We start from the raw sequence: 19,506 nt of genomic DNA on the forward strand, positions 1-19,506 counted from the left end.
ATGAATCTGGTTTCACGGTCTGATGTTGAACGCGCTCTGGAACGTGCTGGCCTCCAGCAAGGTGACGCGGTCTTGGTTCATTCTAACCTAATGCGTTTTGGGCGTCCCGAAGGCGGGATGAACACCTATCTTGATGCTTTTGATCGTGTACTGGGCCCGCACGGTACCATCGCGGTGCCCACTTTCTCGTTTTCGTTCATCCAAACGGGTTACTACCATTGGCAAGACACCAGCTCGGAAGGCATGGGGGCCTTCGCCGAAACCATTCGGCGAAGGCCGGATGCGATGCGCGCGCGCCATCCGCTACAATCGGTCGCCGTCGTCGGCTCACTGGCCAAAGACGTCGCCGCGATCGAAGCGCCATCGGCCTACAGCCCCGACGGGATTTTCAACGGCCTGTGCGCGCGTGGTTTCAAAATTCTGGTCTTTGGCGCCGAGCCTATTCACATTTCGCATTCCCATCTCAGCGAAGAGCGCGCCGAGGTTCCCTACAGGTTCCATAAGCCCGTCACAGGCACCGCCTGCCTTGGACCAAATGAGGCTGATCACAGCCAGACATGGAGCTTTTTCGCGCGGGACCTCGATCTTGATGTGCGCCCTGAAGGCGAAGACGCCATCGTATTGAGCTTGATCGAATCAGGCGACTGGGTCCGAGACGAGCTAAATGACGTTCCCATCTATGCAGGGGCCGCGTCGACCTTTGTGGACTTGCTGAGTGACAAGCTGGCGGCCGATCCCCTTTGGATGGTGCCAGACCGGAACACTGTCACACAGCAGCTTGAATTGATGGGCAAATCCCTTGGAACATAGTCCCCGGACAAAAGTCACGCAGACCCGCCTTGATCTGGCAATTGCCCGTCACACTGGCGAGGCGGTCGCTTTGGTGGATGGTGATCGGACTCTGTCGTACCACGCACTGGAACAGCATGTCAGATCCACCAAGGCTTGGATCACAACCCTGGTTCGTCCGGACGAATTGATCGGAATCTACATCGACAACTCGCTTGAGGCTGTTGTCGCGATCCTGGCGGCAATGCGCGCGGGAATAGCAGCCGTGCCTATCAACACTAAAAATGACGCGAGCACCGTCGACTTCATTGCGCAAAATGCCGGTGCCGGTGCGATCCTGGCATCGAAAATCGGTCTGCGACGGATTGGCGAGGCGGATCTGGGCGTGGCCGTCCACCTGTTTGAACTTACCCAAACGCCGAGCGAAGAAGAGAGCACAGGTCCGCAGATCGGGGCGGGCCTTCCGGACACCGCGCTTGTGTTTTTCACCTCAGGATCGACTGGCAAACCCAAGGGCGTGTGCGTGTCTCACGACAATCTTGTGCACGGTGCGGACAGCGTCGCCCGATATCTGAACGTGCAGGCTGAGGAACGCATCGCAGCTGTCTTGCCTGTCAGTTTTGATGCCGGGCTTAACTGGGTCTTAACGGGGCTGGCCTGCGGAGCTGAAATCCACCTGCTGAAGTTCATCTTTCCACGGTCCTTAGCCGCAGACTTGGGAAAGCACGAAATCAGGGCGCTATTGGCCGTGCCAAGCGTGTTTCATGCACTCAGCGAGGCGCCGGCGAGCCAAGGCTCCGAGGGGATTCGTATGGCCAGCACCGGCGGTCGCATGGATGCCCCGATCGTCAACGCATTGCGGAGCACTTACCGGGACTTGAAATTCACCGTTATGTACGGACTGACCGAAGCCTTTCGCGCGACTTATCTGCCGGATTACCAATGGACACAGGCCCCGCATTCCATAGGCCATCCCATCCCCCATGCGGAGATTAGCATCATGCGTGACGACGGCACGCAAGCTGACATGGGCGAGACAGGTGAAATCATTCAATCCGGCCCACTGGTCAGCAAAGGCTACATAAATTCACCTCGACAGCAGCGGCTCAGGTTTGGTCCGACGCCTCTATGGTCGACCTGGAAGGAGACACATCCCATCTCCGTCTATTCAGGTGATCAAGGTTTTGTCGGGGACGATGGTTTCATCTACTTTGCGGGGCGCAAAGACCGCCTGATCAAGTCCCGCGGCTTTCGTATTTCGCCCGAAGAGTTGGAAAAGGCCATCGTGTCTCATGCCGGCATTGACCACATCGTTTGCTTTGGCGAAGACGATGTGTCTGTCGGGCAGCGGATTGTCGTAGTTGCTGAAGGACGGGAAAACAAGCACAGCACACTGAACAGCTTGCGCCTTGCACTTCGGGGGCACGTGCCTGATTACATGCTACCGGACGCGCTGCGCTGGCTAGCTACTTTTCCGCTGAGCGCAAATGGCAAGTTCGACGTTAAGCGGATCATTGAAATGACCAAGTCATGAGCGAAACACACCATCCTTCGATCTTCGAGCACTACCTGGACCCTCGGGGCAATGTGGTTATCGGCGGGCGCCCTGCGACGGATTGGCTAGACGGGTCCGGAAGGCCGCATTTTCTGTATTCGAAATCTCGGTTAGCGCAGCGTATCGCAGATCTGCGCGCGGCCTTGCCAAACTCCATGGGTTTGAACTACGCGGTGAAGTCCAACCCGTTCGAGCACATGCTGCAAACCATTGATCCGCTGATTGATGGGTTTGACATCGCCTCTATCGGAGAGTTTCGCCGTCTGTTGGCCGCCGGCTGTGCCCAGCAGAATATCTCTTTTGCAGGTCCCGGCAAATCGCTGGCCGAGGTTTCAGAGGCCGCAGCACAAGACGTCAAGATCATTGTTGAAAGCCCGCATCAGTTGTCGCTGTGCGAACAGGTCGGCAGCCAATTGGGCCGGACTGTGCGGGCTATGGTCCGGATAAACGACCAGAAAGCCAGACCTGGCGGCGGGCTCAGCATGGCGGGCAACAAAACAGTTTTTGGTTGGGATCTGGCTGACTTTCAGGAAAACGGCGTTGCAGCCTTTGCGGCCGCCCCGCATGTGGAATTCGGCGGACTGCACATCTTCTATGGCAGTCAGATCCTCCAGCCTTCCGCGATCGCCGAGAATCTTCGCATTTCGGTTGAAACAATCGAAGCTTTGCACCTGCCAAGCGCGCCGAACGTAATCAACCTTGGCGGTGGGTTGGGTGTGCCCTACGGCCCAAAGGACGTCCCACTGGATCTTCAGGACATCAGTACGGCATGGCATAAAAGCAGCCAAAAGCTTCTGGACAGATTCCCACAGACAAAGCTCTGTGTTGAACTTGGCCGATATATCTCGTCCGAGGCAGGCATATTGATCGTTGAGGTTCTGGACAAAAAGACGATTGGCGGCACCCATTTTCTTGTGTGTTCCGGCGGACTACAGAATTTTGCGGCTGCGACTGGGAATTTTGGGCAAGTGCTGCGGCGAAATCATCCCATTCGAAGCGCGCGTGCCTCGTCCGCACCAGGCACATTCACCGTCACCGGCCCGCTGTGCACGCCTATGGATGTGTTTGCGCGCGATACCGCGCTTCCTGCGCCTCAGATTGGCGATCACATCGTTGTTTTCCAAGCGGGCGCCTATGGCGTGACGGCAAGCCCCACATCCTTCCTAAGTCATCCGCAAGCTGTCGAGAAAATGGTAGACTAAGCCCGATTAACCTGGCTGAAACGTTGTAAGTTCTTCCCCAAAAGCAAGCTTAACAAAAGTATCTGTCAACGCCTGAAAATTCGCCTGCTCGAATTCGGGTGCGTCGCTCTTGAGGTAAAACTCATACACCACCCCTTTGTGCGACCGTGACATGGCTTTGCGCAAAAAGGCTTCGTTTGTGTCCTGCGTGGGTGGATTATCAATAACCGTTTGAAGATCCAGACCCTCGTGAAACTCATGCACGCCGGGACAATCCCGATACCACGCATTGCCAAAGCAGATGCACGGCCGGCGATCGCGCACAGCCTCCCAACCAGCCGTACCCGTGACGACAGCAACGCCCAGGCACTTGTCTTCAAGGATCTCGTTGCTCATTGACGGGTGTAGCACCACAACATTGCGCAGTTGTTTCAGACGCGCGCCAAAGGTGCTTTCGCGGTGGAACGCCCCTTGCTTTGGGTTTTCTTTGACCGCAATTGACACATCAGACGGCAGCGCGGCGCTGAGCATTTCAATAGCCAAGGCCTGATCTCCAAAGATACCGCCCTGCGGCACTGTCGACAGCTCCGGCTGGAAATGAAGCGGGAAATAGACAAACTTTTCCGGCAAATTGGTCGCGTCTCGCTCAAGACCGCGCAGCCAATCCAAAAGCTGTTTGGTCCGATGTCCTGACAGCATTTCCCGGCGTGTCTTCCGGCTTTTGGAAAGACTCCGCCCCAAGCGCATGACTTCGAAAACATTTTTCCCGATCAACTTTGGCTCAAGAATGAACCCCGGATACCTGCGCAGGAGCGCGGCAACTGCTGAGAACACTTCGCGGATTTTCCAATCATCGTTTCTGCGCACCCCGAACATGTAGCTTTGTACGGTGTCCTTCGCCTCGCGGGTCAAAATCTCCCACTCGTTCTCAACCGATGAATTACGATTGAATTCACCATTCAGTTTGCCAAACGCCTCGATGCTCTTGGTCGAAAAAAACCTGTCTTTGAACGGGGAGACCATGAACATGAATGTGTCAATGCCGATGGACTCTGCAACACGGTACAGCAGAAAATCATCACCCGTATGCGGCATGTTGAAGAAAATGACCGTCTTGATCTCTTTCTCCAGCAAAAGCCGTTTGAACTTGCGCGCGGTCAGAAAAAAATGGTCACGGTATTCGTGGAAATACTTCATTTTGTGACCACGAGACCCGTAACCCTTTGCATACCGGTTCATCTGGTACATGTAGGGCGCGAGAAATGACCGCTCAAAGGAAACCGGATCGTCCAAGGTCGGCAGGGAGCCGTCCCCTTCGAAATCCGTCATTTTAGCGAATGGATTTCCACGTGGCACGCCCCGGATCATTGCCGAGTTAATCCCCGCAGAGCGCCGCCCGATCCAAAACACCTCCTGGCCGTGCTCTTGTACGGCAACCTTCAGCATTGGCACAATTTTCGCCTGCCAGTCAGTATAAGTGTAGAGCAAAATCGCCATATCGGTCATCCTTATTAGGCTGTGCGGTCAAAACGTTGCCCAGACCGCTTGGAACGTCCTGTTTGCGGGCGGCAAACAGGGTTGCAGCTTTCATATTCCCCGGTTTCATATTCGACAAGCAAGCCCGGCGCTGGGATCGGAAGGTTAGATCGCTGCGCGGACGCACGTGATCCCGACGGCTGGCATACCAGCCCTAGTTCAGCCGCTTGAACCCGCCATGCCGCACTGGTCCTGCAAGCAGGTTATGGATATCCTCCGTGCCCTTTTCAAAGCCGGCGAGGGTTTCAAAAACAGGATCAAGCGCTTGGAAATAACGATCAAGCACCGCATCGCTATGCGCCAGAGACGCATATAGCGCAGTGGTAGCCAGATATCCTTGCTCCAGCATCCGCTGGATCAGATACGTGCCGTATTCCAGGCCCCTTTCGCTCGCGAAGACAAAGGCCGCGATGGATGGCAGGCCCGATATGCTGATGCCAACCCCGTGCGCCTCTGCCAGCGATGTCCAGCCCGCAATAACCTTTTGCCCGGTCGCTGTAATCTGCTCCCAGGACCGTTCGCGCTCCATAACCTCAAGCGTCTTGAGCGCCGCCGCAGAGCCGATGCGTTCAGTCCAGAAGGTCGAGCTGATAAAGGTGGATTGCGCGGCCTGCATCACCGCCTCCCGGCCCAGCACGGCTGTGACCGCATAGCCGTTGCCCAGCGTCTTGCCGAATGTCGCAAGGTCCGGCTCAACACCGTATTTCAGATGCAGCCCACCAAAGGTCTCGCGAAAGCCCGAGGTACATTCGTCAAAGATTAGAACAATGTCCTTTTGTGTCGCCAGCTCGCGCACTTTGTGCAGGAACCCGTCGGCTGGCTCGACGTTGCGCATCACTTCCATCTTGATCACGCCGATCTCTTGCGTGTCCACAATGCGGGCCAGCGCGTCAAAATCATTATACATGAACGGATGGACGGAGCCCTTCAGATCGCGCGGCACACCGCGCGGCTCAAGCCCTGGCAGAAGGTGGCCATCGAGGTTTTCATTGTCGCCCAAATTGGCTGCTAGGTACCAATCGTGCCAGCCATGATACCCGCACATCGCCACGCCGTCTCGGCCCGATGCCGCGCGACCAATACGGATTGAAATCGCGTTCGCCTCTCCGCCAGAGCGGGCAAAACGCACCATGTCGGACCAGGGGTGCAGGTCCACAAGCCGCTCTGCCAGGTAGACTTCTTCGGGCGCATTCAGCGTTGACAGGTTGCCCTTGGCCACCACATCCGCAACCGCCGCGTCCACTTCCGCGTGGGAATAGCCCAGCGAGTTGGTGCCCACCCCCATGAGCCCCAGATCCAGAAACTTGTTCCCGTCCATGTCCCAGACCGCGCAGCCTTCTGTGCGCGAGAAATAGGCGGGCCATTGGTCGGGCAGGAACATCTCGGCTCGTTTCGACAGCAGCATATTGCCGCCTGGAATTACCTTCTTGGCCCGCTTCCACAGTTTTTGCCCCGTGCCTATTTGCGCGCCCTCATTGCGGGCGATAGTCTGGTTTTTCAGTCCGTTTTTGCCGTCTGTGGTCATGTATCGGGCCACCTCTTTCCAGCTCATGTCAGTGCGCGGCGCAAAATGCGCGAAGATGGTGCGCAATGTGTCCAGGTCCGCTTGTTCATCCAAGGTCAGGCGCAGCCCGGACAGGTCTTCGCTATGGCAGAAACTTGCGCGGGAAAATGCGCCTATTTCGCGCAGATAGACAGTGACGTGTTCGCGCTGCTCCGGCGATTTTGCCTGCTCATCCGCCATCACAAGTGCGGCACGCGAGAATACCTCGACATCGATGCCATCGGGAAAGGTTGGGGGGTCGACGTTGCTGTAGTAGTCAACGCCGGCGCTGCAAAAGCCCCGAATTGCCATGTCGACGACCAAAGGGTCCACCAAAGGGCAATCGCCTGTGATGCGCACGACGGTATCAGCATCATAGGCGGCCGCAGCACCTGCATAACGGCTGAGCGTGTCTTCTTCGGAACCGCGAAACACCGGCTGGCCTGCCGCGTCCAGATGGGCAGCCAGTGCGTCGTCCCGCACCAAATCTGATGTTGCAACAACGATTTCGTCCAGCTCTTGGGACTGCGACAGGCGCGCCAGCAACAGGTCAATCGCCGCGATGCCGTCCACCAGCGGCAGCAGCACCTTGCCCGGCAGCCGGGTTGAGCCCATGCGGGCTTGAACAATCGCAACGGTTCTGCTCATGTGGTCCACCTTGCAGGATTTAGTAGGTCAGGATCAACACAGCGCAGATGTTCAGGCACAGGCTCAGGGTCTGGCACTATATCCAGCGCCTGAGATAGCTCTTGCCGGTTTGTAACCCCAATCACCGCCTTTGCGATGCCCGGCTGCGCCAGAACGTGCCCCAAGCAGGCCTGGGCCGGCGTTTTACCACGCTGCGCACACCAGTCCTGGAACGCACCCAAAAGCGGGGTCCATGCGCGCAAAGCGGGCGGCGGGTTTTGCATCAACAACAGCCCTTGCAGAAAGACCGACCGCGCGTGAACCTCCACACCGGCCTGCGCCAAAGCGGTGAGGGTTCCCTGGGCCTGCCAGCGCGCGTCGATGGGGTTCAGCGGCAGCTGCACCAGATCAAGCGGATAGCGTGCCATCAGGGCATCCACGTCCTGGGGGCTCGACACAGATGCACCGATTCTGCGCGCGTATCCTGCCGCCCGAGCGTCTTCGAGGGCAGCCCACACTGCCGCGCAGTCCGGGCCAAGCAGATCTGCCGGATCATGGACGATATATCCCTCGACTGCTTCCCGGCGCAGGGCTAACAGGCTTTGGCTCAGCGTCTTTGAAACAGCATCCGCGGGCGTGCTCTTGGGCAGTTTGCTGACAACCTGAAACCCTGACGTTCCGGCCGCGCCCAACACCGTCTCTGCCGTGCCATAAGCTGGCGCAGTATCCAGCATTTCGACCCCGCCCGCCGCGGCTTTGGCAAGCAGATCGGCGACCTCCCCAGCCGGGGTCTGGCCCGCAGGGTTGGACACGCCGTAATCAAGACCGAACTGAACCGTGCCAAGCGCGAGCTTAGACATCCGCCACCTGCCGCATACGCATCAGTTCAAACACGCCGTGTGGCGCCCCATCCAACTGGGCGCCTGCCGGACGATACTCCTCAACCACAAAACCGCATTTCTCAAAACTGCGTAGCGAGGCAACGTTTGCCTCATAGCAACCCGCCGTCAGCTTCCGCAGATCAAGGTCTCGGAACGCATAGCCCATCACCCCTTCTATCATCTCTGACCCAAGCCCCAAACTGCGCGCATTGGATGCGCCAATGATCAAACCTAGCTCGGCCGTTCCGATCAACCGATCAATTGGCCCCAGTTTGATGTTGCCGATATGGGCGCCGTCTTCCCCAAGGTAGGCGCCGAAAAGCATGGTATCTGGATCATCCGCGCAACTTGCCACAAACGCCTGCACTGATCTAAGCGTCTGCCGGGGCGCATGCCTGACTTCAAGAAACCGATTGATCTCGGGTTCATTCAACCAAGCGACATAGTCAGGGCCTACATCATTGGGCGCTAGGGGTCTTAGACAAAGCCGCCGAGTGTTGATCATGTCTTTTGACCCTTTGAACAACTCCTGCGGCAAAGGCTAAACCCGCACCGCCTTTGATCGGGCCCGCCTTGCCCCTTCATGGTCCGCCTATTAAGGTGATGACCCCAAGAGCGTGTATCCTCGCTAGTGCGCAAAGCGTCAAGCCAACACTACATGCCCAAGGCCCGTCGGTCCTATACTGCGCAAAGCCAAAGCAATGCAACCGCCTTACTCATCCCAGCCGCAGCGTTCCGCTTGACGCAACGGATGGGAAAGACGATACACACACAGCTTTTTGGAACGAAACAGGCCCGTCAAATATGCTCGAAAATGCATCCATTCTTGTGACGGGCGGGACAGGGTCCTTTGGCAACGCATTTGTCCCTGCGACCCTTGAAAAATACAACCCATCCAAAATCGTGATCCTGTCCCGCGATGAGATGAAGCAATGGGAAATGGCCAAGCTGTACGGCGATGATCCACGTGTTCGGTTCTTCATCGGGGATGTGCGCGACCGCGAGCGGCTTTATCGAGCGTTTGACGGGATCGACTATGTCGTGCACGCCGCTGCGACCAAGATCGTTCCTACGGCCGAGTACAATCCTTTCGAGTGTATCAAGACCAATGTGAACGGCGCGATGAACGTCATTGATGCCGCGATCGACAAGAAGGTGAAGGGCGTCGTGGCCCTTTCGACCGACAAAGCGTCGAGCCCGATCAACCTTTATGGCGCATCAAAACTAGCCTCGGACAAGCTTTTTGTGGCGGGCAATGCATATTCGGGCGAGCATGGCACGCGGCTTTCTGTTGTGCGCTACGGAAATGTCATGGGCTCGCGCGGCTCGGTCATTCCGTTCTTCATGACGCTAAAGGACAAGAAATCCCTGCCCATCACCGACCCGCGCATGACCCGTTTCATGATCTCGCTGGAACAGGGGGTCGAGCTGGTATGGCACGCGTTTAATGACATGGTCGGCGGTGAGATCTACGTCAAAAAGATTCCGTCGATGAAGGTGACAGACATCGCCCAGGTCGTCTCGCCCCGAGCGGAGCATGAGATTGTCGGAATCCGCCCCGGCGAGAAGCTGCATGAGCAGATGATCGGCGAGGAAGACGCAGCCTTCACCTACGAATATCCCGAGCATTTCAAGATTCTGCCGGCGATCAATTCATGGGATCAGTCACCAGAACGCATCCAAGACGGTGAGCGCGTGCCCGAAGGGTTCTCCTATCGCTCGGACACCAATACGGAGTGGATGAGCCACGACGAACTGCAAGGTTGGATCACCGCGAACGCGGGCAAGATCGGCAAGGTCTAGCCCATGATCCCCTATGGCCGTCAGGACATCACCCAAGACGATCTGGACGCCGTGCGCGATGTCCTGACCTCGGATTTCCTGACCCAAGGGCCCCGTGTGCCAGAGTTTGAGGCGACGGTTGCCAAAACTACAGGGGCCGCGCATGCGGTCGCTGCCAACAGCGCGACATCGGCCCTGCACATTGCCTGTATGGCGCTGGGCCTAGGGCCTGACGATTGGCTCTGGACCGTGCCCAACACCTTTGTCGCCTCGGCCAATGTCGGCATCTATTGCGGCGCGCGGGTCGATTTTGTCGATATCGACCCAGACAGCTTCAACATGTGCCCAGATGCGCTGGCCGCCAAGCTGGAGCGGGCCGAGGTTGCAGGCACCCTGCCCAAAGTTCTGATCCCTGTCCATATGACCGGCCAAAGCGCGGATATGGAACGCATCGGCGCGCTGGCCAAACTCTATGGCGTGCGGGTGATCGAGGATGCGAGCCACGCGATTGGGGCCTCTTTCGCCGGCCAGCCTGTGGGCTGCTGCGTCCATAGTGACATCACCGTGTTCAGCTTTCACCCGGTCAAGATTGTCACCACCGCCGAAGGCGGCGTCGCCGTCACGCAAGATGAGGCGCTCGCCGCCCGAATGCGCCGCGCGGCCTCGCATGGCTTGACCCGTGATCCGGCGCTGATGACCCATGACAGCCACGGGCCATGGTACTACCAGCAGATTGAGCTGGGCTATAACTACCGCATGACTGAGATGCAGGCGGCGCTTGGCATCAGTCAGTTGGGACGGCTTGCGGACTATATTGCCCGCCGCACAGTCCATGCCCGCGCCTATGACACGGCTTTGGCCGATTTGCCGCTGGATTTGCCGCGCCAAGACCCACGCTGCGCCTCCGCTTGGCACCTATATGTTGTCCGGCTGCGGCTGGATCAGATCGCGCTGTCTCACCGCGAGGTGTTCGAGGCGCTCCGCGCCGCAGGCCTTGGCGTGAATCTGCATTACATCCCCGTGCACACCCAGCCCTTCTGGCGCGGTTTTGGCTTCAAGGATGGGGATTTTCCGAATGCGGAAAGCTACTATGCCCGCTCGATCTCCATCCCGCTCTTTGCCACGATGACGGATGCACAACGCGAAGAGGTTTGCGCAGTGCTCAAAGCGACGCTTACGTGATACGGCAGCTCGCGGTCCGGGCCGATGGCGATGGCGAGATCGGCCTTGGCCATGTCCTGCGCGCTATGACCGTCGCGGATGAGCTGGCGCGAACAGGTACACAGGTTACGTATATGTGCCACAGTCTGTCACCCTGGGCTGCTACTCAACTCGAGCGGCGCGGCTTTGCGATCCGGATGCTTGACCTGCCCAAAATCGATCAGACCCAAGACGCAATAGCCACCTGCAGTGCCCTTGCAGCATGCGGCGCGGATGCGGTCCTGCTTGACCATTACCGGCTGACCCAAGCTTGGACCCAGCACGTGAAAGCCGAAACGGGCCTCTTCCTTGCGGCCTTTGACGATCTCGCCCAAGACGCCCGCACTGTCGATCTGCTGATCGACACCAGCCCCGGTCGCGATACATCAGAATATACGGGGCTCATCCCCGACGGCGCGCTCTGCCTGGCCGGTCCGCGCTATGCCGCGCTGCGCCCGGAATTTGCGGTTGCACCCGGGCGATCACAGCCAACTGGACCTTTGCGCGTGGCCATCTCCATGGGGGGGAGTGACCCAACAGGGGCAACGCTCGCCTGCCTTGATGCGCTGGATGGGCGATCCGATATCAGTCTAAGCGTGATCCTAAGCAGCGATGCCAAAATGCTGGCGCAAACCAAGGCGCGTGCCGCCCAGATGACCACACCCACGCAGCTGCTGCTAGACCGTACCGATATGGCAGACGTTTTGAGCCTGATCGATCTGGTGCTAGGCGCGGGCGGCACCTCGGCGCTGGAACGCTGCGCGCTTGGGCTGCCGTCGGTGCTTGCCGTGCTCGTGGCTAATCAAACCCAAAATGCACAGCAATTGGTAAAAGCGGGCGCTGCAACGGTGCTGCCTGAGCTGTCCAAAGACGCCATTTTGGCCGTGTTAGAGCCGCTTTTGCACGATCCGGAGCTGCGCGCCAATATGGGTAGACACGCCAAAGCCCTATGCGACGGGCAAGGCGCCGCGCGCGTGGCAAACGCCCTTCTGGCACGCGCCAGCCATGTCTGCCTGCGCGCGGTCCGGCCCAGTGACAAAACCCTGATCCATAGTTGGCAAACAGCCCCGGGTGCGCGGCAGTTTTCACGAAACCCAAAGCCACCAAGCTTTGACGAGCACAGCGCATGGTTTGATGGCCGCATGACCCCAATGGACCAGGAACCGTTCTATATTGTGGATGCCGGGGGCGCCGAAGCAGGCTTTGTCCGTCTTGACGCGGCACAGGGTCAAAGCCACGAAGTGTCCATCCTGATTGCGCCTTCCGCGCAAGGCCGTGGCCTAGCCAAGGCCGCGCTTGGCCTTGTCCGACTGGCCCATCCCATGCGCAACATCAGCGCTGAAGTGCACCCGGACAACATCGCCTCGCAAAAGCTGTTTGAACGGGCGGGTTACAGGCGCATTGACGAGGCCCATTTCGTGTCGCATGGCTGGAAACAGATCGTAGAGGGTCAAAGAGATGAAGATTGACGGACGCATTATCGGCCTGGACCAGCCGCCCTATGTGATCGCTGAGCTGTCGGCGAACCACAATGGCGACATTGAACAGGCATTTGCCATTATGGAGGCCGCCAAGGCCGCTGGCGCCGACGCGATCAAGATCCAGACCTACCGCCCGGACACGATCACAATCGACCATGATGGGCCCGAGTTCACGATCAAGGGCGGGCTCTGGGATGGTCAGCGGCTCTATGACCTCTACGATTGGGCCCATACGCCGTGGGACTGGCACGCGGCGCTGTTTGAGAAGGCACGCGACCTAGATATCACGCTGTTCTCCAGCCCCTTTGATCATACCGCTGTTGACCTGCTGGACAGCCTCGGCGCACCCGCCTACAAAATCGCGTCTTTCGAGCTGGTCGATCTGCCCCTGATCCAGCGTGTTGCGCAGACCGGTAAGCCGATGATCATGTCCACCGGCATGGCCGACGATACCGAAATCGGCGAGGCCCTGGAGGCCGCCCGCAGCGCAGGCGCACAAGACATCGTCCTGCTGCATTGCGTCTCGGGCTATCCGGCCCCGGCCTCCGACTACAACTTGGCCACAATCCCCGACATGGCCGGCCGGTTTGGCGTAATGACCGGGCTGTCCGACCATACGCTCGACAATACCGCCGCCATTGCCTCTGTCGCGCTGGGTGTGGTGGCGATTGAAAAGCACGTCACACTGGACCGGAACGGCGGCGGCCCAGACGACAGTTTCTCGCTCGAGCCGTCAGAACTCGCCCAGCTGGTCACAGGCACCCGCATAGCCTGGGAAGCCGTCGGGCGCGTGGACTACGGCCTGAAGTCGAGCGAGCAGGGCAACGCCCAATTCCGCCGCTCGCTCTATGTGGTTCAGGATATCCCGGCGGGCGGAACCCTGACGTCGGACAATGTGAAATCCATCCGACCAGGCTTTGGCCTCGCACCAAAGCACTATAATAAGGTGCTGGGACGCCAGGCAAAGCAGCCGATCGCCCGAGGGACCGCATTGCGCTTTGACCTGATCGAATAGATCGGCAAAAGCAATGCTTGATATTTCAAGTTCCACCAAAACCGCAAACCTGCCAGCGGCATCCGGTCACCGCAGATAGCGCTTCGTCTCGCGCTAGTCATCAGCCCTTGCAAACTGACTTACAATTGCACCTCCGCAGTTCAACGAATTTGCGATGATTTGAAGTGGGTAAATTTCAATCATCTTAAAGCTTGCGGCTTTTATCTCAGGGACGAGCGTCCGCCAGTGGTCAGCGAACAGCGGGTATAGTCTCTGGGTTGCGTTGGACAACTCAAAAATAGGCTTGCAAAATTCATGGTATTCGATGCACACCGCGTTCGACCTTACGCGGCCCCACGTGAGTGGTCCAAATTGAAAGTTATTGCATGATGACCTGTGCTCCATTGGTACGATGGCCTCTGGCGCAGGTGGGCGGCAACCCAGTGCACTGTGCGGTCTAGTGATCATGTGTTGTGATGTGTCGGCCGGTCAATAGCTACGGCAACGCCTCCAATAGGGGCAGGCCGACAGCTCCGCTGGGTGGCTTTGTTCGCATGATCGACGCAATGGTAGCTGCTACATCGATTGTCTCGACACGCCGATCGACACGGTCAGCGGCAATCCCCCGTCCCGAAAAAATTATTGGAACGTAACTGTCGTAGGTCCAAGGGGAGCCATGCGCCGAGGCAACAGTCAGGCCGTCAAACTCTGCAACAAACCAATGGGGCTCGAACACCACATAGATGTCACCTGAGCGGTCAGGGTGGTAATTTGCCAATACGGCGCGCGCGATCACAGTATCTGGGATGTCGCCGCGCCGCAGGCTTGATCCGGTAATGGCGAACGCGATACCGGGCAGTTGTTGAAGCTCTGCCGCTACGGCCTCTTCGATTTCGGCCACTTCAGCACCGCTCGCTTTGATCGCATCGCGGTCGAGATAGACGTATGGATTTGTAAAGCTTTCAATCAGTTCCTGCCCAAGCCCGAAGCGTTCTCGCAACCGTGCGAACCCCGGAGTGGTGTCGACATCGTCGAAATTGAAAGCCTGCGCTTCAATCCCAAGCGTTGCGAGATAGCCCGCCGCTTCTGGCGCGCCGTGATCGGACGAAAGAACAACCAAAGTCTCGTCAAGCCCAACGGTGTCGTCGACGAAATCCAGCAAGTCGGCGATGGTTTGGTCGAGCCGTTTGAAGTTGTCTTCTGCCTCAAGGCTGGAGGGGCCAAAGATATGGCCCACATAGTCGGTTGATGAAAGGCTGACGCTCATGAAATCGGGAACGTCGTCTTGCCCGACTTCTTCGGCAGTCATCAGAGCCTTGGCAAAATCAAAAGCGATCTCATCTCCAGCCGGGCTGAGCGTTAGCAGCGTCGTGTAGTATTTGCTGTCCGCTGCCCCATAGGGGTGCGGGAAGGTGCGCCCAAAGCCCGGAAAATCAGTTTCCCATGGTTGGTCATCTTTTTCCCAGAAAACATAGTTATCGGCCGGAAGCATTGGCCTCCAGTCCCCCCGGCATATGAGTTGACCATGTTTTTGGCCTCCCAGTCGGAGACCCATGCCGGGTAGTCGTCACGGTAAAATGTGGAGGTGACAAAGCGCCCCTCCGCCTTGGAGAACCAATAGGCTTGCCCTGCATGTCCGGCGAATGAGATTGCGCCCCGATCCTTTACGGACACCCCAAAGACCTTTGCTTCTGGCCCGTAGTGCAAACGAATTTCATCGCCAATGGTCGAGGTCAGGATGTTACGAGGCGAGCGGCCGTCAGTGGTCGCAGCGCGCTGGGTCGGGTCAATCTCGGTATCTGCATCAACACCAGAGGCCCCCACGAGCGGGTAGTCCGGATCCTGCACATTGTAAAAGGTGGTCCCGGTGTCGCGGTCGAACCAGAGGTTGGCCACCATACCATGAATGCCCGGATCAGTGCCCGTGGACAGAGTCGTATGCCCAACGATAGTTTCTGTGTTGGCGTGGCGATGATGGGCGTTGGCGAAATGGACTCCGCTGTTCAAAAGTCGGTTGAAACCGCCGTCTCCCAATCCAGCGCCGTACCGATCAATCAGATCTCCGCGCAACTGGTCTACAGTGATTTGCAGCACAAGTTTGGGCACTGTGTCGGAGTGGGCAACCGATGCAATCCCAAAGGTCAAGGCTACGATGCAGCTGGCTCTTTTGAGCATGAATGGTCCCTTTCCGGTCCTAGACATAAGTTGGCTATTTTGTACCAAGAGGCGGCCAAAAATTGGAGATGGGCTTACTCTGGCCAGACCTGTGTCCAGTCATTGGCCATATCTACAATGACCCAACCGCGATCAGGTCCTTCATCCAAACCTCGGTTCAACACACCGATGTGTCCCTCGCGATCATAGGCAAATTCGCGCTCTGCGTCCGTGTGATGCACCAACAAACCAAATCGAGGGCCATCGCCTGCCGTGGTGTATTCCAGCATAGCAAAATCACCGTCGGAATTGCCACCGGCAAAGATCGGACGCTTGCCAATGCGACTGTCGATACCGACTGGTTTACCTTCTTTGTCGTCGACGAAATCAATACCCGGCAATTTCATTACGACACCATCCGCGTATTCTGTTGGCCCGGATGATCCAATGACCTGTTCAGGCGGGATGTTGTACGCGGCTTCGGCAAAGGCGCGGATAAAATGCACGCCGCCGCCCGAAGTGATCCATGTCTGAAACTGCTGATCTCGCAAATAAGAAAGCAATTCGAGCATGGGCTGATACACCATCTCGTCATAACGCACGCCGGTTTTCGGGTGGCGCGCTGTCTCAAGCCATGCCCGAACGTCGTCCTGAAATGCCTCAACCGACATGCCCGAATGGCTGACTGCCAGAACCTCAAGCAAAGCTTCGGTGCCGCCGGCAGCAACCGTTTCAAGGTCACCTTCGGCAGCTGCTTTCAGAGTATCGCTGGTCAGGACCGACGGGTCCGCCTCGGCCTTTTCCTTCAGGCGATCCAGCGCATAAATCAGTTGAAAATAGACGGGCTGTTCCGCCCAAAGAGTGCCATCGTTGTCAAAGGTGGCAATGCGATCCGCCGGGGTCACATAGTCCGGCGATGCCGGATCGGTCACTCGTTCTACAAAAGAGATAATGGCTGTTTTGGTCTCTGTATCCGCCCAAGACGGCAATGGATCAGCCCAAGAGGCACAAGACATCAACGATAAAGCGGCAGCGGTAATTAGAGTGCGCATTGAAAACCCTCTTTTGGTGACAAAAAAAGGGGCCGAACCAGACATGGCACGGCCCCTTGTGTATCGCTATGAACGCTTACTTGGAACCAGTTGCTTCCAGGATTTTTGCCGAAGCATCACCAATGGTGAAACTGCCCGGCTTTTGACGTGGCGGGAAATCTTCGAACGTCGCCAGGAATTTGCCGACATAATCCGCCGCAGGCAGCAGCAGATAGACTCGGTCAAGATACCAGTCCCAATAGGTGTTGGACGTGATATTGGCTCGCTCGTAAGGGTCGCGACGCAGGTTGAACAGCAACGGAATGCGCAGTTCGGTCCAAGGCTCAGCCCAGGCACGCAACGTCTGCGGATAGCGGTGCTCAAGGAAGATCGCTTTCCAGTCGTCATAGCGCAGCGCGGTCAGATCCCCGTCATCCGAGAAATAGAGAATCTCGTGACGTGGGCCTTCTTCAGCTTCACCCGTCAGGTAGGGCAGGAAGTTGTAGCCATCGAGGTGCACCTTGTAGTCACGACCGCCACCAACTTCGGCAACGGATACACCTTCAAGCAATTGCTCTTTGATGTCTGGGTTTCCAGCAACCGCAACATAGGTTGGCAACCAGTCCATGTGGTGCATGATTTCGTTGCTGACAGCACCGGCTTCGATCTGGCCAGGCCAACGAATCATCGACGGCACACGCCAGCCACCTTCCCAGTTGGTGTTCTTTTCACCCCGGAATGGTGTCATCGCAGCATCCGGCCAGCTGTTCATATGCGGGCCATTGTCTGTCGAATAATGCACGATGGTATTGTCGGCGATTCCCAGTTCGTCCAGCAGGTCCAGGAACTGTCCGATATGCAAATCATGTTCGACCATGCCAGCCTGGTATTCGTCCAGGTGCTTGCCAGCGATTTCGTCTGCCCTGACGCGCATCTCGTCTTTGACATGGGTGCGGAAGTGCATTCGTGTGCCGGACCACCAGACAAACCAAGGCACGTCAGCTGCTTCTTGGCGTTTGATGAAATCGATCGCTGCTGCGACTGTTTCGTCGTCCACAGTTTCCATCCGCTTTTTGGTCAGCGGGCCGGTGTCTTCAATAGTGCCATCTGCAGAGGATTTGATCACGCCGCGCGGGCCAAAACGTTCGCGGAACTCTGGGTTCTGCGGATAGTCTTCGTTTTCGGGCTCTTCTTCGGCGTTCAGATGGTACAGGTTACCAAAGAATTCGTCGAAACCGTGATTGGTTGGCAGCATGTCGTCGCGGTCGCCAAGGTGGTTCTTGCCGAACTGACCAGTCGCATAGCCATGTGGTTTCAGAAGGCCAGCGATTGTCGGGTCTTCTATTTGCATGCCTTCGGGTGCGCCAGGCATACCAACTTTGGATAGACCCGTCCGGAATACAGATTGGCCCATAATATAGGAGGACCGGCCAGCCGTACATGACTGCTCACCATAGTAATCGGTGAAGATCATGCCTTCGTTAGCAATTCGGTCGATGTTTGGCGTGCGATAGCCCATCAGACCCATGGTATAGGCGCTGATGTTGGATTGGCCGACATCGTCACCCCATATCACCAGAATATTAGGCTTTTCTGCGTCCTGAGCCACTGCCGCGCCCGACAACGCAACAAGCGTCGTGATCGCCACAGCTTTCAGCCGCAGTATGTTTTTGAATGACAAGATACTGTCTCCTTCTTGGTTTGAACTTTTTTTGTTGGCTATGAATCACGTTAGCGTCACAACTGAGTCCATGCCACAGCTTATTCCCGTTTTTTGACAGATCGTCCGCGGTTTGGGAGGCAGTCGAATTGGGTTTTGCCGGTGCAATCACCCTAGGCTCAAGTCGCACGGCTACCCTTGCATAGCGGCAGGCATTGATGTGACAATAGCAGGCAATTGAGCGGACAAGCTTCGACAAATGAAAGACTGAAATAAGGGAAAAATGATGAAAACCGCCACTTTGACCGGGTGCCTCACGGCAGCAATGATGACAGTCGCGGTTCCTGCAACCGCACAGGATAGCTCGTGGGACACGTCCTTTACCTTTTATTTGTGGGCGGCGGAAACCGATACGTCGATCACAACCCCTGCTGGTGTAATCGAATCCACGCTGCCCTTCAGCGAAGCACTTGAGAACCTCGATTTCGCCTTCATGGGTGCAATTGAGACCCAGAAAGGCCCGTGGAGCTTGATCGGCGACTTCGCGTATACAGATCTTGCTTTTTCTGAGTCCACGCCCGGACCTGCCTCCAGCGGAGTCGAGGCAGATGTTAAACTACAGGTTCTGAACCTCTACGGATTGTACAACGTTCACTCTGCAGATGGTTGGACCATAGACGTCGGCGGCGGAGCGCGCGCGTTTGATGCAGACGCAACGATGACCCTGTTGCCGGGCGCAGCTGCCGGGCGGTCAGCGAGCTTCAACAAGAACTGGGTTGACCCTCTGATTGCAGCGCGTTTTGCCTATGAAATTTCCGATCGTTGGACCGCTGTGGGGCTATTGGATTACGGCGGATTTCGAAGCGACAGCGAGTCCTGGCAGGTACTTATCAGCGCCCGCTATGCCATCAATGACCAGTGGAGTCTCGTTGGCGCCTATCGCTACCTCGACCTCAAGAACGGCTCTTCCGATGACCGGTTTAAGCTTTCTCAGTCAGGTCCGGTTTTTGGCGTACGGTACGACTTCTGAGTTTCTGACAATACTGCAGGCACGTACAAATTGTCTGCAGATCTGAAGGTCGGATCAAAACG

16 protein-coding genes are annotated in these 19,506 nt (G+C 57.3%); 8 read left to right on the forward strand and 8 right to left on the reverse strand.

The genetic code is table 11. The features are described 5' to 3' along the window. The 3 genes from ABJD00_RS09345 to ABJD00_RS09355 are packed head-to-tail and all read left to right on the forward strand — an operon-like array spanning nucleotide 1 to nucleotide 3,546. The gene (locus ABJD00_RS09345) at nucleotides 1–810 is read left to right on the forward strand and encodes an AAC(3) family N-acetyltransferase (protein ID WP_413834301.1); all 810 of its coding nucleotides are present in this window, start codon (nucleotides 1–3) and stop codon (nucleotides 808–810) included. Then, nucleotides 800–2,323, forward strand: a complete 1,524-nt coding sequence (locus ABJD00_RS09350; protein ID WP_413834303.1) for an AMP-binding protein — start codon at nucleotides 800–802, stop codon at nucleotides 2,321–2,323. Before ABJD00_RS09345 ends, ABJD00_RS09350 begins: the two co-directional genes overlap by 11 nt. After that, nucleotides 2,320–3,546 (forward strand): alanine racemase, encoded by a 1,227-nt coding sequence (locus ABJD00_RS09355; RefSeq protein ID WP_413834306.1) that lies wholly within the window; start codon nucleotides 2,320–2,322, stop codon nucleotides 3,544–3,546. The genes ABJD00_RS09350 and ABJD00_RS09355 overlap by 4 nt, the downstream gene beginning before the upstream one ends. Before the next feature lie 6 nt (nucleotides 3,547–3,552). Here ABJD00_RS09355 and ABJD00_RS09360 read toward each other — a convergent pair whose 3' ends face one another. The 4 genes from ABJD00_RS09360 to ABJD00_RS09375 all read right to left on the reverse strand — a co-directional run bounded on the left by ABJD00_RS09360 (nucleotide 3,553) and on the right by ABJD00_RS09375 (nucleotide 8,617). Next, on the reverse strand, nucleotides 3,553–5,022 hold the full coding sequence (locus tag ABJD00_RS09360; protein ID WP_413834309.1) for a hypothetical protein: 1,470 nt from the start codon (nucleotides 5,020–5,022) through the stop codon (nucleotides 3,553–3,555). A gap of 193 nt (nucleotides 5,023–5,215) precedes the next feature. Continuing rightward, nucleotides 5,216–7,252 carry an aminotransferase class III-fold pyridoxal phosphate-dependent enzyme gene (locus ABJD00_RS09365; RefSeq protein WP_413834312.1) on the reverse strand — a complete coding sequence of 679 codons (2,037 nt, stop codon included), beginning with the start codon at nucleotides 7,250–7,252 and terminating at the stop codon, nucleotides 5,216–5,218. Then, nucleotides 7,249–8,091, reverse strand: a complete 843-nt coding sequence (locus ABJD00_RS09370) for an aldo/keto reductase (RefSeq protein WP_413834315.1) — start codon at nucleotides 8,089–8,091, stop codon at nucleotides 7,249–7,251. Before ABJD00_RS09370 ends, ABJD00_RS09365 begins: the two co-directional genes overlap by 4 nt. Further along, entirely contained in the window at nucleotides 8,084–8,617 is a 534-nt protein-coding gene (locus ABJD00_RS09375) for a GNAT family N-acetyltransferase (protein ID WP_413834317.1), read from the reverse strand. The genes ABJD00_RS09370 and ABJD00_RS09375 overlap by 8 nt, the downstream gene beginning before the upstream one ends. A 299-nt stretch (nucleotides 8,618–8,916) precedes the next feature. Between ABJD00_RS09375 and pseB the strand changes: the two genes are divergently transcribed. Genes pseB through pseI form a run of 4 tightly spaced genes read left to right on the forward strand, consistent with a single transcriptional unit; the run spans nucleotide 8,917 to nucleotide 13,590 of the window. Beyond that, nucleotides 8,917–9,915 (forward strand): UDP-N-acetylglucosamine 4,6-dehydratase (inverting), encoded by a 999-nt coding sequence (gene pseB, locus ABJD00_RS09380; RefSeq protein ID WP_413834320.1) that lies wholly within the window; start codon nucleotides 8,917–8,919, stop codon nucleotides 9,913–9,915. A 3-nt stretch (nucleotides 9,916–9,918) separates the two neighbouring features. Further along, nucleotides 9,919–11,076 (forward strand): UDP-4-amino-4,6-dideoxy-N-acetyl-beta-L-altrosamine transaminase, encoded by a 1,158-nt coding sequence (pseC, locus tag ABJD00_RS09385; RefSeq protein WP_413834323.1) that lies wholly within the window; start codon nucleotides 9,919–9,921, stop codon nucleotides 11,074–11,076. Then, entirely contained in the window at nucleotides 11,073–12,563 is a 1,491-nt protein-coding gene (gene pseG, locus ABJD00_RS09390) for a UDP-2,4-diacetamido-2,4,6-trideoxy-beta-L-altropyranose hydrolase (RefSeq protein ID WP_413834326.1), read from the forward strand. The genes pseC and pseG overlap by 4 nt, the downstream gene beginning before the upstream one ends. After that, nucleotides 12,553–13,590, forward strand: coding sequence for a pseudaminic acid synthase (gene pseI, locus ABJD00_RS09395; protein WP_413834328.1), 1,038 nt, complete (start codon nucleotides 12,553–12,555; stop codon nucleotides 13,588–13,590). Before pseG ends, pseI begins: the two co-directional genes overlap by 11 nt. 475 nt (nucleotides 13,591–14,065) lie before the next feature. On the opposite strand, the gene ABJD00_RS09400 is transcribed toward pseI, so the two are convergent. From ABJD00_RS09400 to ABJD00_RS09415, 4 genes are all read right to left on the reverse strand, one after another. Continuing rightward, nucleotides 14,066–14,935 carry an alkaline phosphatase family protein gene (locus tag ABJD00_RS09400; RefSeq protein WP_413834378.1) on the reverse strand — a complete coding sequence of 290 codons (870 nt, stop codon included), beginning with the start codon at nucleotides 14,933–14,935 and terminating at the stop codon, nucleotides 14,066–14,068. Next, nucleotides 14,929–15,744, reverse strand: a complete 816-nt coding sequence (locus tag ABJD00_RS09405; protein WP_413834331.1) for an alkaline phosphatase family protein — start codon at nucleotides 15,742–15,744, stop codon at nucleotides 14,929–14,931. Before ABJD00_RS09405 ends, ABJD00_RS09400 begins: the two co-directional genes overlap by 7 nt. 74 nt (nucleotides 15,745–15,818) lie before the next feature. After that, a complete protein-coding gene (locus ABJD00_RS09410; RefSeq protein WP_413834333.1) occupies nucleotides 15,819–16,775 on the reverse strand; it encodes an HAD family hydrolase in 957 nt (318 codons plus the stop codon). Between the two features lie 76 nt (nucleotides 16,776–16,851). Next, the gene (locus ABJD00_RS09415; RefSeq protein ID WP_413834336.1) at nucleotides 16,852–18,435 is read right to left on the reverse strand and encodes an arylsulfatase; all 1,584 of its coding nucleotides are present in this window, start codon (nucleotides 18,433–18,435) and stop codon (nucleotides 16,852–16,854) included. A 265-nt stretch (nucleotides 18,436–18,700) separates the two neighbouring features. Here ABJD00_RS09415 and ABJD00_RS09420 point away from each other — a divergent pair, with 265 nt between their 5' ends. Next, on the forward strand, nucleotides 18,701–19,444 hold the full coding sequence (locus tag ABJD00_RS09420; RefSeq protein ID WP_413834338.1) for an outer membrane protein: 744 nt from the start codon (nucleotides 18,701–18,703) through the stop codon (nucleotides 19,442–19,444). Nucleotides 19,445–19,506 lie beyond the last annotated feature (62 nt).

The organism is Tateyamaria sp., from assembly GCF_039945315.1.
In the GTDB taxonomy this organism is placed as follows: Bacteria; Pseudomonadota; Alphaproteobacteria; order Rhodobacterales; family Rhodobacteraceae; genus Tateyamaria.